The following is a 15,680-nucleotide window of genomic DNA, read 5'->3' on the forward strand; positions in this document are numbered from 1 at the left end:
AACAATTACTCAGCACTCTTATTCTGCCCAAGCAATCAACCTTGGTTCATAAGGATTAGCTAAGTATTGATTCTTCGGCAATACACGCAAAGACAAGCCTTGCAAACCAGAAGCAGTATAAGTGATATTACCCGTGTAAATACTCAATTGCTGTGCCTCTTCACCCTGGTAATCCATCACCACTGGCACAGCGTTGACAATATCACCATTGGCATCGATCGCACCTTGATATAACTCCACCTGCACATCATCATTGGTCAAGGTTGCTAAGTCAACCTTGGCTTTGACAGCAACGGTTTGGTTAACCTCAATGTCTGAAGCTGCCGATACATCAATATCTTTGATTCTGATGTTGAACCAGTGTCTACTCAGTTTTTCTTTCCAAGCAGCTAGTTCTTTAGCTGGGGCATAGTTATCAACAGTCAAGGTATGATAGCGATCGCTAGCCGGGAAATAAGCTCTCCCAGCATATTCTCCTACCATCCGCGCTGTATTAAAGAACGGACAATTCAACCGAATTGCATCCTTCATTTTGGCAACCCACGGACGGGGCAAACCATCAGTATCCCGGTGTTCATAAAATAACGGTACAACTTCCTTCTCTAACAATTCGTAGAGAGCATTTGCTTCTACTTCATCTTGATAGTTGGGATCGTCGTAATTCTCTCCATGTCCAATCGCCCAACCTGTGCGGACGTAATCAGCTTCATCCCACCAGCCATCTAGTACACTTAAATTCGGCAAGCCATTCATTGCTGCTTTCATGCCACTAGTACCAGAGGCTTCCCGTGGACGACGCGGTGTGTTTAACCAGATATCGCAACCCGCAACCATCAACCGGGAGATGTAAATGTCGTAATTGGGAACAAACACTACCTGTTTTTCTAAGTTTTGTTCGCGGATAAAGTGATTGATCTCGCGGATGAGTTCTTTACCGGGAATATCCTTGGGATGTGCCTTACCAGCAATCACGAATTGCACTTTCCGATCTTTGTTAGCTAGTAAAAGCCGCTTAATGCGATCCAAATCACGCATCCAGAGGGTAGCACGTTTGTAGGTGGCAAAGCGACGAGCAAAGCCAATGGTGAAAGCGTAAGGATCTAAAACTTCTTGTGCCTGGGAAATTTCGGAGGCGGAAGCGCCGCGATCGGTTAAATGCTTGACCAAATGCTCTCGCACATACAAAACCATATCTAAGCGACAGCGTTCGTGATTGCGCCACAACTCCTCATCAGGAATGGCATCCATCCGATCCCACAATGGGCTATCTGGTGGTGCTGATGACCAGTTTGGCCCCAAGTAGCGATCGTATAACTCTTGAGTAGATTTCGCAACACAACTGCGAGCATGGACACCATTGGTAATTGCTGCGATCGGCACTTCTTCTACTGGCACATTCTGCCACAAACCCTGGAACATTTGCCGCGACACCACACCGTGCAGTTGGGCGACACCGTTAGAAAATGTTGCCATCTTCAGCGCCAGCACCGCCATACTGAAAGGCCCAGATAAATCGCCTGTATTTTCGCGCCCCAATCCTAAAAATTGCTCTTTGGGTAACCCAAATATCTCTGCATAGTACCCCAGGTAGTACAACATTTTGTCAGGAGCGAATAAGTCAATTCCTGCTGGTACTGGCGTATGGGTAGTAAAGATATTACTAGAAGCCACCACCTGTTTAGCTTGGGGATAATTGAGTCCCTCTTCCTGAATCAGCAAGCGGATGCGTTCTAAGGCAGAGAAGGCGGCATGGCCTTCATTCATGTGGTAAGCGGTGACTTTCAGCCCCAAAGCTTTGAGCATTTGCACACCACCGATCCCCAGCATAATTTCCTGGTGGATACGCATATCGATGTCGCCACCATACAGCTGATCTGTAATGTCGCCGTCGTAAACATTGTTGGGTTCAATGTTGGTGTCCATCAAATACAGGGGCACCGTTCCTACCTGTACACGCCAAACTCTGGCATACACCTTGCGTCCTGGATAATCTACCGCAATTCGCAATTCTGAACCATCAGGATTGCGCTCTAGATGCAAGGGCATATTGTAGAAATCGTTCATCAGGTAGCGTTCTTGCTGCCAGCCATCGGCATTAAGATACTGGGCAAAATAGCCTTGCTGATACAGTAAACCTACGCCCACAAGGGGTAGCCCCAAGTCACTGGCAGATTTGAGGTGATCCCCCGCCAGAACGCCCAAGCCCCCAGAATAGACGGGCAAACAATCTACAAGTCCAAATTCCGCCGAAAAATAGGCGTAGCATTCTTTTGGTTTATGCTCCCGTTGTTTCTGATACCAGGTACGCTCTTGCAAATAATCGTCTAACTGACGGTCAGCTCGATCCATTTGCGCTAGGAAGCCTTCATCTTCGACAACTTCCAGAAGCCGCGATTGAGAGATAGTACCGAGCATCAACACCGGGTTATGATGGCTAGACTCCCACAGGTCAGAGTCTAAGCGACGGAATAAATCTTTAGTGTCAACGTTCCAATCCCAGTGCAAGTTATATGCTAGCCGCCGTAGTGGTTCGAGTCGCGGCGGTAGTGAAGGGGATACGTTAAATGTACGAATTGGCTGCATAGGTTGGCAAAACTCCAAGTTTAGCTATGGTTATTGTTTACTCTCTTTACCAATGTTGCCAATTCTTTATACAGCAGTTTGTGAAAAAGCCATGACTTTGTTAAGCATTGAGAATTTTTTTAACCTCGTTGCTAAAGTTTACACCAAGGTGTTTCTAAATCTATGCCCTACCCTGAGCCATGTACTTGGTATATTAAAATTTAATCATTTAGTGCGATGTATCACTTAGAAAAATTTAGTTTTGAATAAATAATTTACATTTCTTTTAGAATTGATTCCGGCGATCAATCTAAGGTCTTGGCTGAGGGTGAAAGTTCCTCATAGCTGCGTCAAGGAATTAAAATTTTAATTATTTTTTCATAAAATTGACTTAATTTAGAGGCTTTGTGAGAGGAAAGACTACTCTATTATTTGGTTAAGGTTAGTTTAAGGTGATGTGACGCTCAATAGTCCATCGTAGACATCGTTTAAAATTAAATCGTGTAAAAATAATACCAAGCAGTTAACTAGGAAAAGCGAGCGCTAACTACTTGGTATAAATTTTAATACTAAATCAGATAAATAACGTAGTAGTGTGTTATTTTATGCGCCTAGTGAAGGCTGATCTTTGGTGCTTTTTGTCATTGACAAAGCTACAGCTGCTGCATAAGCAATCTCGGCTGCCATTTGATAAGCAAGTTTGATACTAGATGAAGCGTCCTTGGCTTTAGGAGAGAGAGAAGCTTTTTTTCGGCGCGACTCTTGTTTGACATCACCCGCCGCAATAGCTCGCTGTAAAATGATCCAGGCATCTAGGTCTTCTGAGTCATAATTACTTTGAAGTTGCGATCGCAGTTGATCTTCGGCTACAACACTCAAATAGCCGGTAGTTAGAGCTTCTTGGGCAATTTCTTTAATTAAAGCCATAATTTGAACCAAGTGTGTGAGTTAAAACCGATACCTCAATCTGGGCATTTGATGTTTTTTCTAGACTTCTCCTAGAAACTAAGCTACGTTTTAGCTTTCTTTCAATAAAATTTATAATAAATAGTGCCTAGCACGCATCACCCGCTTGGCTCACCCGAATGGGTGATTTACAAATTTTTAGATACAAGCAATAAGGAAGAGGAAAACTTTTAGCTTTTTAACCGAGAGGGTGTCATAAGTATAGTAGATATCATTCTGAGTTAACACAAAAATATAAAATTATTTGGACAACAAATAGTAGAAATATAGACAGAAATAGTAATGAATCGCTTAGATATTTTTTAAAGTTACCATTCTTAAGTAATTTTCTCTAAGTGTATAAAATTATTTAAGAGTAGCGTAGGCTTTGCTTGCCGTAGGCAGCGCTCTAGTAAAAAAATTAACTAATCTCACCATTACAATCAACAAGCAACCTGAAAATCAAATTATTTAATAAGAGTGTTCCACTAAAAATAAAATGTGTTATCGTTAAAAACAATTGTTATTAAAAACCATTTATGTAATTAAAAACATGAATTGGTTAGTCTGTAAATCATCTGTGTGCAACATGATTGGAGCAGCATACTCTAGAAATTCGTTGCAAGAAAGCCGTCATAGCAGTCGGGGAAGCGCTTACTTGTTTGCACCGATGGTTAACTTCAATGTGATGGCTGATGTGGGAGATAATCCACCCTAGTTGGATTTTAGTTGGGCAAAAATACCCATAAAAATCCAACAAAAATTACATTGTCATGCTAGGCAGAAATTTTATCTAATTTTTGAATATAGTCTAGTTAAATGTATTTTCTGTTGCAATATTAGCTTGTGGAACTGAGTTGTTTCAAAAGACTAAAACCGCTTGATAAAAAGTAGCCTCAAGGTAAACAACTTTATCCCTATTTGCGTAACAAGCTTTGCAATGCCAAATAGCTGAAACAGTAGCCTATCTAAACCAACAAATTTTCCCATCAGACAATTAAATTGTCTGGGGTTTGACTCTGTAATCCACTGAGATTGTTTTGTTAATTGATTTGGTGAAAAAGAAGCGAAATTTTTACGTGCTGTGACTGGTACAAAAGCTTCTAGCGATCCAAGGCAATTGTGCATAAGCTAAAAAACATCTAATTTGCATAATCGAATTAAATATAATTCGTGTGGGGTGAACATATTACCCGTCCAGCTTATGCAATTTAAATGTGGAACAACTTATCAATTGAGTAATTCTCTCCCACCTAAGTTAAAGAATTGCTCACATAGTCAAAACCAGGCTCTGGTTTTTCAACATTTGGAAAACCATCTAAAAACATGGGTAAATTTTGGTAATACTGCCAATGGTAATCATGTATCAATAAGTACAAATCTTTTTGGTATTGGCAAAAGATTAGGATACAAAGACAACAAATCAATCCTGTCAACAACAATTAATTGAAGAGATATGTAGCCATGCATAACGAGCAATATTTTTCCAAATTGCAGCGCGTGCAAGAACTTTTAGTAACTACTGTGTTAGGGGATATCCCTACACTTATTTTGGGGCCGAAGTTGCGTAATTTTGGATATCGTAGTATTTTTGCCCAGATAGGCAGTCCAGTTTATATTCAAAATGGTGTTGAATTTAACGGTACTTGCTGTATTGAGATAGGCAGTGGAGTATATATTTTCAAGGGTGTAAGGATGGATGCTAGAGGACATAAAAATAATAGAATTCATCTAGCAAATAGAGTCGCTATTGAGCGTAACGTTGATATAGGGTGTTTAGAAAATACGTGTATACATATTGATGAAGACACATTCATTGCTCCCAACGTGTGTATTGAGGGGCCAGGAGATATCAAAATTGGTAAACACTGCTTAATAGCTGCCCACTCAGGGATATATGCCAATAACCATAATTTTGCCGATTTGATGGAGCCGATTAAATACCAAGGTGTTACTCGCAAGGGAATTGTAATTGAGGATGACTGTTGGCTAGGGCATGGAGTAACAGTATTAGATGGGGTTACTATCGGCAAAGGCAGTGTTATTGGCGCGGGAGCAGTCGTCAATAGAGATATTCCTCCTTTCTCCGTTGCTGTAGGCATACCTGCACGAGTAATCAAAAACCGAATTGGCAAAGACTTAAGCATTAGTTCAAATTGAGAAACAGGGGATCGGGAATAGTAACTATCTCCTGTAACAATTAACCTGTTCCCTTTTTGAATTCACTTGTTACACCCAAGTGGGTGAGAAAGAATTCAGCCACTTGGGTGAACCAGATGTGCGAGGTTACATTTTGTAAAAAAAGAGATTCTAGTACTAGAGAATATTGATTTTACCTAACTCTAGTGAGAAGAATTCTATGAAACTTACAAAATTAGCTGCCTCTTTCGTTGCTGTTGCTTCCATTGTTCTCTCGGCAGGAATTGCTTCTGCTCAAACAGCTGGCACAAACGGCAATTACATCGGTGCTGGTGTTGCGGTTGGTGCAACCAGTGGCGGACAAGGAAACGATGAATCACAAATTGGTGGTAATATTCAAGGACGTTACGCCGTTCCCAATGCGCCTGTTTCAGTGCGGGGTTCTGTGCTGTATGGTGGTGATGCTGCCGCAATTATGCCCATAGTGACTTACGATGCGCCCATCGCCAAAAATACTAACGTTTACTTCGGTGGTGGTTATTCTTTTGTAACTGACGAAGGTCAAAAAACCCCGTTGGGCAATCAGAATGCACCTGTAATCACCCTCGGTATTGAATCAGAAGTTAGCAAGAATGTCATTGCTTATGGCGATACTAAATGGGGCATTGATGCCTACAGAAATAGTGATGCTGATGCTGTCAGCTTCCAAGCCGGCTTAGGCTATCGCTTCTAGTGATTCCAAGCTAGAAAATAGCTTATTCACAACCTAAAGCAATGATATTTGCTAGCCGTAATATAACGGTTTTCGATCACATAAATTACAGACCATTCGTAGGGGCACAGCAATGCTGTGCCCCTACCTTGTTTGCATCTAAATCAGAGACGTAATAATAATTTGTTCTCTTCTTTTAATCATTTTTATTGATGATTTTGATAAATAATTATATTGGCTATTATTAATAGTTTTTCTTACAGTAAAATTATGAATTTTAAATACGTGTAAAAGATATTACTCATGGAAAAGATTAATGCCATACCAGAAATGCTGGGTGAAACAACTGATGTAGAAACTTGGCTAATTCGAGCGGGACTAAAATTTTCAGATTTAGGTAACGATGCTGCAAGTATTGCAATCCGTAAGCAATGGCGAGAGTACCAAGCCGCAGTGCATAGATGCTGTGTAACCCTACACCAACCACCATCACGTATTCAACTAAGTGGCGACTATGCCAAGCTGAGAATACCTGGTGCGGCGTCAACAAATTGTGCTGTAAGCTGTCGAGTCGTGCCAAATCGTTAAACTGGGCAAAAGATAGAAAATCTTCAAGAATCAAATGTCGGGCAGTGCGACTGCTAACTGTTTGACTAATAATCCTGTTCTACGCCTCCTACCACTGGTTTAACTTCAGAAAATGGATCAGTGCCGCCACCCCAGTTAAAATCACTAATTCGGATGCTGATACCGCCTAACTCCAACACCGGATTGTAACGCAAGGTGATGCCATAGGTGCGACGGCTATATTCCACAAGGTAGTCGGTGCTAGTTTCTTTACCAGTATCCAAGTTAACAGATGTTTGAAAGCCTAAGCGAAAAGGGCCGTAAATTTGCTGTGATATCCCAGCGCTCAACACTTGGTTATCAACGGAGCGATCAAACAAAAAGGGTGATAATCCGTTGTTTAAGCCTTGAGAATAAGTAATATTAAAGGCTGTGTAGTCTAAAAAAGGTCGAGAAAAATGACCAATTTGCCCTAGTAAACCAATTGTACCAGTTAGGGTGCTTTGGTTATCCCCATTGGTGTAATAACTACTAGTGCCTGTAAGTCCAGCGATCGCTCGCAAGTAAGGAACTACAGGGTTAGCCGTGTATCGTAATCCCCCAGTGGCAGTGGGCGGTAATGGTTTTCCCTGCCACAGCAACACCCCAGTACTGAGGGAAGCGCTGCCTTGTAAACGACCTAGTGAGATGCGATCGTTTTCCCGCACTGGTTCTAGTAAGTCTTGACGATCGGTGTTGGCATTGATATATCGCGCGCTTGCTTGATAGGTGAGGTTAATCCCAGTCTTGCCTAAAGGAATTACAGGAGAGGTAATAATGCCGCCAAGACTGCTCTGGACAGTTTGAAAGCCAAGGGTACCGTTGTAAAAACGCTCGCGGTAGCTATACTCCAGATTCAAAAGATGGGGAAGGGAAGTCCCTAATGTCTGGCGCAATCCTAACCTCGCCCGCAAATTATCTTCTAGCTTGTTCAAGTCAAAACTAGTTAATTCCCCAGTCCCGTCAATGACTGCTCGTGGACTCAAAACAGAATTTATCTTTGTCTTGACACCAAACAGTGCGCCTAAATCACCCGTGCCTTCTTGCACAGCTCTCTGTATTAACAACTGAGGCGTAATCGTCCAGCGTGTCTTCTCTGTATCGATCACTGGAAAGCCACGCTCAATATACAAACCACCCCGATCTTCTCCATCATAACCAGGGGAAACTATTGCAGGTGTAACGTCCCGCTCCCGGCGGTCAATAGTCCGCTCATTCACCGGAATTGGTAAGGAGACGCCTTGATCAAATACCAAACGCTGATTCTGTGTCCTGATGCGGTCTACCAAGGGTGATTCTCGCGTCAGAGTTACTGTATTTGCCCGCAGCTCTAGTTCTGGGGGCGAAAAAGGATCATTGGTGAGGCGGACATCCCTTGCTTGCCAGCCTTGCGGATAAAAGTCAATGTGTTCAGCTTCAAACCTGAGCCGATTGACTACACCCCCTGTTTTTGATGGCGGGATGTTGCTAGCATCTGCCTGACCACCAAATACCACATCAATTCCTCCAGGGCTGCTCACACCGGAAACGGGCTGATTGGCTCTAATGCGATCGCTCGGCGGACGTTTTGGAACTCCACCAGCAGTTACACCCGTGGATGAAAAAGCAAAATCTGTTTGTGCTGAGGGTACATAAATTTCTCCTCTACCATTTAGCAGTTCCCCACTATCTTGAACAAAGTTATAAGTAAAGCGTTGTCCACGCAGTACCTGATCGCCTCGTGTTAAAGTTACGTTGCCCTCCCCCGCAGCAATCAAGTTGTCTAAATTGACTTGCAGGCGATCGGCATCCACCACCGCCCCATCAAATCGCACAAGTACATTACCAACAGCTGTAATAATTCGCCGTTGCTCGTCATACTCTTGCCGATCTGAAGTGACTTCTACAATTCTCGGTTTGGCTGGCGGGATGGTAGCTGGCGCAGTTGTACTAGATGGTTGACTTTGTAGCTGATTAATCGTATTGCCATCTGGTGTAGGCGTTGGTGCTTGAGCTTGTTGTTGGACTTGGGACTTGAATCCTACAGTGATGGGCTTTGAGAGTTGATTTGTCGGGTTACGAGACGTGAATTTTATAAAATTTCGTACTGATTGAGAACTCGGTGCAAGATCAGCAGCAGATTCAGAGATATTGTCTCTTCCTGAAGACTGTGGTGCAGTAATATCACTTTGCTGTTTTTGCTGGGTTAACTTCTGTGCTAAAATTCCCGCTTTAGATTCGACTTTGTTGCTGTTTGTAGCACTTGGGACAGTTTGAAGAGGATGCAAAGACTGGGCGAGTTGGGGATTTGGGGAAACTTTATAGCTAAAGCTACCATCCAAAAAGGTTTGTTTTTCTCTACTAAAGTTGAGAGTTGGCGTAGACGCATTCGCGCAGCGTCTGTCTGCGACACGCTGCGCGAACGTAGAGAAGCGGCTTGTCGTCAGACATCGCTCACCAAGTTTTTGAGAAGGTTCACCTTTTACGTTTATAGAGGAAGTCTCCGCTCCAACTTTCTTTGGCAACGTAGTGGCTTCTCTTTGCGTCTCCTGCTTGCGTAACGCCGCTCTTAGCAGAAGTTCCGAGCGCTGAATGTTGAGACTCGGACTTGTCTTTGTGTCTTCTTTATCTTGGTAATTAGAGGTTTTAACCTCCTGCGTGGGATAACCACCGATCAGCGATCGCCCCAAAAGTGCAGCAGTTCCAGAACTGTTGATGGGCGAAATTTCTGGTGGGAAGGTTTTTGGTGAATGGGGTACAGAGGGAGTTTCGGCAACTACCAAGCCATCCTCAGTTGAGTTGGTCGGAGTTGGCAATGGCGGATCACTCTTGGTTTTACCTGCAATTGCCAACTCAGCCAAATCCTTGGGCTGCTTGGATTTGTCTGTCTTTTCGTGTATTCCAGTATCTACACCTGAAAGAAAATTTGTATGACTAGCAGATGAGGCGGGATTTACAGCTTGTAAAGATTTGAGGATAAAAGGCGGATCAGGCGGCAGAACTGGATGAAGCATATTTGAGCATAATCGGGCTAACAAACAGCCAAATGACGGAGGGAAGGATTAAATATACATTTTGCCTTCCGACTGTCGCCTTCTGCTACCGGTAGCAAGCCACTTTGAGGAGGAAACTTACTAGGCGAAAGTTTAGTAAGTTTCCGTGGGGTTTAGTATCTTCCGCCTTCTAAAGTCGCGGATGATTTATTGCCCTTTTACTCTAAGTCCCGACGGCCGGGGTTACGAGCTGGATCGTTTGACAAAAATCCGAAGACGAAGATAGCGACAAAGAAGGCAACAACAATATAAACAGCGATTTTTAAAGTCAGCATAGAAATATCTCCAAGGGGTAAGACAAAGAAAGCTTTTCTTTCAGGATCTGCCATGCAGAAAAGATAGCTACTTTATATTACCCAAATCTCGTCCCTTTTGAGAGGACTCTGGGGACTTGGGACTGGCGACTTGGAGATTAGGGACTAGCAGTGCTTACCCTAAGTTTATTGATATATGGTGCAAGATGTCAGTTGTCTGACTTTTAGATGCCCTTAAAAAATAACTCAGAGACTGGTTACTCTTGTGACGTTAACTAACGGCAAAAGTTTCTTCAGATAACAGTTATTTTTTCAAAAAGCGCTGACGTAAACGAGATATAAAACTATTCACCTCTGGTATTTTCATTGATGAAGCGATCGCAGCAAACACTGCAATCCCTACGAAGCCTGATATACACAATTGCAACACTAAAATCAGCAAACCTGTTTTACCTAGCAATTGTTGAGAAGCAACCAAAGTCCCATAGCTTGCTACCCCAGCTACCAAGCTACCCGCAGTCAAACCCAAAATCGGCAAACTCCATTCACGCCAAGGTAAACCATTAAGCTTGCGATCGAGCAACCATAACAGCATCAACATTGAGCTGCAATTTACACCCACTGTTGCCAACACCAAACCGGGAGCGCCAAAAGGTTTAACGAAAAACCAATCTAATATGATGTTGAGCAAAATGTTAAAAATGCTGATACGAAAAGGTGTCTGTCCATCGCCTAAAGCATAGAACACCCGCACCAAAACATCACGTCCCAAATAGACAAACATCCCAATTCCGTAAGCGACTAGTAAGGATGAAACTAGCTCTGTAGCTTCTGGCTTGAAAGCACCGCGCTCATATACCACCTGCACAATAGGCACTGATAACGACACCATCAGCGCCCCTAGCGGTAGCATGGTGAAGGCAGTAAGTAGCAGCCCTTGGCGAATGCGTAATTTTAAATCTGGCCAATTTTCGGGGCCGGCAAGTTTGGCAAATATCGGTAATAGGGGCAGTAAAATGATATTAGAAATAATCCCTAACGGAGTTTGGACTAATAGATTGGCATAGTTAAATCCTGCTGCCGCACCAGGAATAGGACTGGCAAAATAAAGGTCAGTGGCAACATTAATTGGCATCATTCCAGAGGAAACTGTTGCCGGAGTCATGATTTTAATTACTTCTTGAACGCCTGGGGATTTAAAATCAAATCGCAGGCGTAATGTGCCTAATCCTAACCGCCACTGCACGATTAGCTGCACTAACCACTGGAGAATTGCTCCTGCTAAGGTTCCCCAAGCTAGAACCATTCCACCGATTAAAGCGTATTCCGGTTTAATAATGTCTTTGCCCAGTTGCATAGCCAAGATACCAAGACCGGCAACAACGGTAATACTGGATAATAAGGGACTAATGGAGAGTAACCAATATTGATTGGCTGCATTAAGAGTACCAAAGCCAATGCCAATTAATCCGGCAAATAAAGCCATTGGTGCCATAATGCGGAGTTGTTGAATTGCGATCGCTCTGGTTGTCGCTTCCAAACCATGACCGACTAAATCAACGATCGCATCCGCAAATAAAACTTGAGCAATTGTCACCAGCAACAGCGATCCAGCTACCAGCGTTGTCACGGTTTCCACTAGGGGAGCCGCTTCTTCTCGCCGCCGCTTGGCTAAAACACTGACAACTGCACTGTGTAGTGGCCCATTGACACCACCGAGTAATATCAATAGAAAGCCAGGGATAATATAGGCATAACTATAGGCGGTGGCAGCAGCACCAACACCAAAAGCGGCAGCGATCGCTTGCTGCCGCACTAAACCGAAGACTTTACTAATTAATGTGGCTGCGGCAACAATGGCAGCAATTCCAGCGAAAGAACGAGAGGGTTTTTGGTCTTGTTGTGTCACGAATATTACCCGACAACTCTTGCAGAGTGCATACTTTAAAACATTTAACCTGAAATTCCGTAGTCTGTCAGGTAAATTTTGACAAATTACTTATTTTACATGCTTTCGTCGTACAGCCCTTTGGGCATCCTACGACGGGTATTAGCCTAGCGATGCCTACGGCGGGCTACGCCTACGCTCAAAGGACTTCCAAATCAAAAAATAATTAATAATCGCAAAGTAAGCTTTCTTGAGTAGGGGAAGCAGATATCTGATGGTCGTCTTAGATGAAGGAATTGAGAAATTTAATTTTGGACTAAATTATTTTTTAACCCATTACGAGGATAGATAAATAAAGGGGAACTATAACAATAACCATCTTCTGAGAAATTGTTGAACACTGCAAAAATATTGCAGTTTGTCATATTTTTGGCAACCTTTAATTCCATGAAGTTGGTATGAGGAATCATCATTAAAGGACATAATTCAGAGTAATGGAACCTAATTCAAATTTCACGGAAAATCAACTTCTTTTGTCAAGCGCTCAACTTCAAGAGCAATTAGACCAACAAAAGGCTCTGGCGAGTGTAATTGTCCGAATTCGGGAGTCTCTTGACTTAGAAACAATTTTTCAAACTACCGTTACACAAGTGCGTCAGTTGCTAAATGCTGATCGTGTAGCAGTCTTCCAGTTTGACCATGAAAAAGACTGGGAAGGAGAATTTGTTTCTGAGGATGTTGCACTTGGCTGGGACTCAGCACTGGCAATAAAAGTTTATGACCACTGTTTTGGAGAGCAATTTGCTTCCAGTTCTCAACAAGGTAGAGTGCAAGCAGTAGCAGATATTTACAAAGCGGGACTGAGTGATTGTCATCTGGCATTTTTGAGGAAATTTCAGGTACAGGCCAACCTCGTTGTCCCTCTATCACGGCAGAAGGAACTGTGGGGATTGCTTTGCATTCATCAGTGCAGCGAGGCTCGTAACTGGAAAGAATCGGAAATTGAGTTTATTCGTCAAATTTCTGACCATCTTGTTGTTGCGATTCAACAAGCACAACATCTCCATGAAGTCCAATTGCAAGCCGCAAAATTGGCTCAAGCGGCTCAACGCGACCAAGTAATTGCTCAGATTGTCGATGAAATTCGCTCACCCATTGATATTGAAACCATCTTTAAAACAACAACTCAAGAAATACGCCAACTGCTGCAAGCTGATCGAGTTACCATCTTTAGCTTCAATGCCGATTGGAGTGGGAACTTTGTTGCTGAATCATTTGCGGAAGGCTGGACTCCTTTAATTGGCATTGAGCCTGCGATGTCTACGACGGGCTACGCCTACGCTGATACTTATTTACAACAGACGCAAGGCGGACGTTACGCTAATAACCAGACATTTACAGTCAATGACATTTACCAAGCCGGATTAACAAACTGCCATGTAACCCTATTGGAGCAATTTCAGGCAAAAGCCTTTGCAACTGCCCCCATTCTCCAAGGAGACAAACTTTGGGGAGTCATCGCTGCTTACCAAAATTCTTCACCCAGACAGTGGCAATCTTATGAAGTCGAATCACTAAGCAAAATCGGCACACAAATTGGTGTGGCAGTGCGACACCATAAGTTGCTCACATACGCTCAGTACCAAGCAGAGCAACAAAAGACATTAACTAGCGTGATTACTCGAATTCGGGAATCCCTAGATTTAGATACAATCTTCCAAACTACTGTCACCGAGGCACGGAAAATGCTGCAAGCGGATCGAGTTGCAGTCTTTCGTTTTGATCCTCAAAAAGGTTGGGAAGGAGAATTTATTTCTGAGGATGTTGTAGCTGAATGTAGCTCGGTAATAACAGAAAAAGTTTATGATTATTGCTTCGGTGAAAACTTTGCGACCCTTTACGCGCAAGGTCGAGTCAATGCGATCGCTGATATTTATCAAGAAAAGTTTCCAGGTTGCTACATTCAAATCTTAGAAAAATTTCAAGTGCGGGCAAATCTGATCGCACCTCTATTGAAAAAAGGTGAACTTTGGGGATTGCTGTGTATTCACCAATGCAATGCCCCTCGTCACTGGCAACCCTCTGAAATTGAATTTGCTAGTCAAATAGCCGAGCAATTGGGAGTAGCATTAAAACAGGATTCTTATTTAAAGCAAGTTCAAATGCAGGTTGTCCAGTTAGCAGAAGCTACTGAACGGGAGAAAGCAATGGAACGCCAAGAATTGCTGGCTGCAACCATTGATAAAATCCGCCAGTCACTTGATATTAAAACTATTTTTAGAACCACTACTCACGCTGTGCGAGAGTTGCTCGAAGTCGAGCGAGTTGCAATCTACCGTTTCAACTCAGATTGGAGCGGTAAATTTGTAGCAGATTCTTTTAAAGATGGTTGGAAGCCTGTTTTACAAGCTCAACCAATGATTATAATAGAAACTTTTGAGGACACAGACGACGATAACGAACTTCCGCGTAACGAAACCTTTGTTCCGATTCGGGAAGGTGAAAAATTATGGGGATTATTAGTTGCTTATCAAAATTCCCAGCCGCGTTATTGGAAAGAAGAAGAAATTAATTTACTGGCTCAAGTAGGAGTGCAATTGGGAATTGCGATTCAGCAAGCAGAATTACTCGAACAAACTAAACGTCAAACATTAGAACTTACTCAAGCTCTGCAAGAATTAAAACAAACTCAGACCCGGTTAATTCAGGGTGAAAAAATGGCAGGATTAGGACAACTACTTGCTGGAGTTGCTCATGAAATCAATAATCCTGTAAGTTTTATTTTTGGCAATCTCATCCATTTAAACGAATATACTCAAGAATTGCTGAATGTAGTAAAACTTTACCGTCAAAACTCCTCAGTATTGCCAACTGTCCAACAGCAAATTGACAAGACTGATTTGGATTTTCTCATCGAAGATTTACCCAAAACCCTTGAGTCAATGAAAGTAGGCACAGACCGTATTTGTGAGATTGTCCTATCACTGCGAAACTTTTCTCGTACAGATGGGGCTGAATTGAAGCCAGTAGACATTCATGAAGGATTGGATAGTACTTTGCTAATCTTAGGGCATCGGCTCAAAAACAATAATGAACGCCCAGCTATTGAAATTGTGAAAGAATATGCTACTTTAGGTTTGCTCGAATGCTATCCAGCGCAATTAAATCAAGTGTTTATGAATCTTCTAAGTAACAGTATTGATGCATTAGAGGAAAAGTTTAAAACTATACAGCAAAGGTATTTGAATTTATCCCAAAGGTGTCCAAAAATACCTTTAACTATCTGGATTAGTACGCAAGCCGTTAATAACCAGATTGTAATTAGAATAGCTGATAATGGTCTGGGGATTCCAGAAGAGGTGCGATCGCACATGTTTGATCCCTTCTTCACTACCAAAGCACCAGGTAAAGGTACGGGGTTAGGCTTATCTATCAGCCATCAAATAATAGTTGAAAAACATCATGGTCAGATTAAATGTTCCTCTAAACCAGGAGAAGGAACAGAGTTTTTAATTGAAATTTCCACGGATAATTGATATCTC

General features: G+C 42.6%; 10 protein-coding genes. 5 read left to right on the plus strand and 5 right to left on the minus strand.

What is annotated here, in order from left to right; all coding sequences use genetic code 11:
- Positions 1 to 18: 18 nt before the first annotated feature.
- Complete coding sequence (glgP, locus tag LC608_RS03720; protein ID WP_229552238.1) at positions 19 to 2,583, minus strand: alpha-glucan family phosphorylase; 2,565 nt, start codon at positions 2,581 to 2,583, stop codon at positions 19 to 21.
- A 582-nt stretch (positions 2,584 to 3,165) separates the two neighbouring features.
- Complete coding sequence (locus LC608_RS03725; RefSeq protein WP_229552239.1) at positions 3,166 to 3,489, minus strand: hypothetical protein; 324 nt, start codon at positions 3,487 to 3,489, stop codon at positions 3,166 to 3,168.
- A gap of 571 nt (positions 3,490 to 4,060) precedes the next feature.
- Between LC608_RS03725 and LC608_RS03730 the strand changes: the two genes are divergently transcribed.
- From LC608_RS03730 to LC608_RS03745, 4 genes are all read left to right on the plus strand, one after another.
- Positions 4,061 to 4,225, plus strand: coding sequence for a hypothetical protein (locus tag LC608_RS03730; RefSeq protein WP_179063512.1), 165 nt, complete (start codon positions 4,061 to 4,063; stop codon positions 4,223 to 4,225).
- 746 nt (positions 4,226 to 4,971) lie between these two features.
- Complete coding sequence (locus LC608_RS37180) at positions 4,972 to 5,667, plus strand: DapH/DapD/GlmU-related protein (protein WP_229552240.1); 696 nt, start codon at positions 4,972 to 4,974, stop codon at positions 5,665 to 5,667.
- Positions 5,668 to 5,866: 199 nt separating this feature from the next.
- Entirely contained in the window at positions 5,867 to 6,379 is a 513-nt protein-coding gene (locus LC608_RS03740) for a porin family protein (protein ID WP_229552241.1), read from the plus strand.
- Between the two features lie 282 nt (positions 6,380 to 6,661).
- Positions 6,662 to 6,946, plus strand: a complete 285-nt coding sequence (locus LC608_RS03745) for a hypothetical protein (RefSeq protein WP_229552242.1) — start codon at positions 6,662 to 6,664, stop codon at positions 6,944 to 6,946.
- Between the two features lie 65 nt (positions 6,947 to 7,011).
- On the opposite strand, the gene LC608_RS03750 is transcribed toward LC608_RS03745, so the two are convergent.
- The 3 genes from LC608_RS03750 to murJ form a co-directional block, all read right to left on the minus strand.
- Positions 7,012 to 9,957 carry a DUF3769 domain-containing protein gene (locus LC608_RS03750; protein ID WP_229552243.1) on the minus strand — a complete coding sequence of 982 codons (2,946 nt, stop codon included), beginning with the start codon at positions 9,955 to 9,957 and terminating at the stop codon, positions 7,012 to 7,014.
- A gap of 197 nt (positions 9,958 to 10,154) precedes the next feature.
- A complete protein-coding gene (locus LC608_RS03755) occupies positions 10,155 to 10,271 on the minus strand; it encodes a photosystem II reaction center protein I (protein WP_010995449.1) in 117 nt (38 codons plus the stop codon).
- 283 nt (positions 10,272 to 10,554) lie between these two features.
- Positions 10,555 to 12,159 (minus strand): murein biosynthesis integral membrane protein MurJ, encoded by a 1,605-nt coding sequence (gene murJ / locus LC608_RS03760; RefSeq protein WP_229552244.1) that lies wholly within the window; start codon positions 12,157 to 12,159, stop codon positions 10,555 to 10,557.
- Positions 12,160 to 12,632: 473 nt separating this feature from the next.
- Here murJ and LC608_RS03765 point away from each other — a divergent pair, with 473 nt between their 5' ends.
- Positions 12,633 to 15,674: a GAF domain-containing protein gene (locus tag LC608_RS03765; RefSeq protein ID WP_229552245.1), complete on the plus strand. Its 3,042-nt coding sequence runs from the start codon at positions 12,633 to 12,635 to the stop codon at positions 15,672 to 15,674.
- The last annotated feature ends 6 nt before the right edge of the window (positions 15,675 to 15,680 follow it).

This window comes from Nostoc sp. XA010 (assembly GCF_020829625.1).
Lineage (GTDB): Bacteria > Cyanobacteriota > Cyanobacteriia > Cyanobacteriales > Nostocaceae > Nostoc.

What these genes read in the sequence shown, in the direction of transcription:
- glgP (WP_229552238.1), bottom strand. Translation starts at nt 2,583, where the DNA reads ATGCAGCCAATTCGTACATTTAACGTATCCCCTTCACTACCGCCGCGA.
- LC608_RS03725 (WP_229552239.1), bottom strand. Translation starts at nt 3,489, where the DNA reads ATGGCTTTAATTAAAGAAATTGCCCAAGAAGCTCTAACTACCGGCTAT.
- LC608_RS03730 (WP_179063512.1), top strand. Translation starts at nt 4,061, where the DNA reads ATGAATTGGTTAGTCTGTAAATCATCTGTGTGCAACATGATTGGAGCA.
- LC608_RS37180 (WP_229552240.1), top strand. Translation starts at nt 4,972, where the DNA reads ATGCATAACGAGCAATATTTTTCCAAATTGCAGCGCGTGCAAGAACTT.
- LC608_RS03740 (WP_229552241.1), top strand. Translation starts at nt 5,867, where the DNA reads ATGAAACTTACAAAATTAGCTGCCTCTTTCGTTGCTGTTGCTTCCATT.
- LC608_RS03745 (WP_229552242.1), top strand. Translation starts at nt 6,662, where the DNA reads ATGGAAAAGATTAATGCCATACCAGAAATGCTGGGTGAAACAACTGAT.
- LC608_RS03750 (WP_229552243.1), bottom strand. Translation starts at nt 9,957, where the DNA reads ATGCTTCATCCAGTTCTGCCGCCTGATCCGCCTTTTATCCTCAAATCT.
- LC608_RS03755 (WP_010995449.1), bottom strand. Translation starts at nt 10,271, where the DNA reads ATGCTGACTTTAAAAATCGCTGTTTATATTGTTGTTGCCTTCTTTGTC.
- LC608_RS03765 (WP_229552245.1), top strand. Translation starts at nt 12,633, where the DNA reads ATGGAACCTAATTCAAATTTCACGGAAAATCAACTTCTTTTGTCAAGC.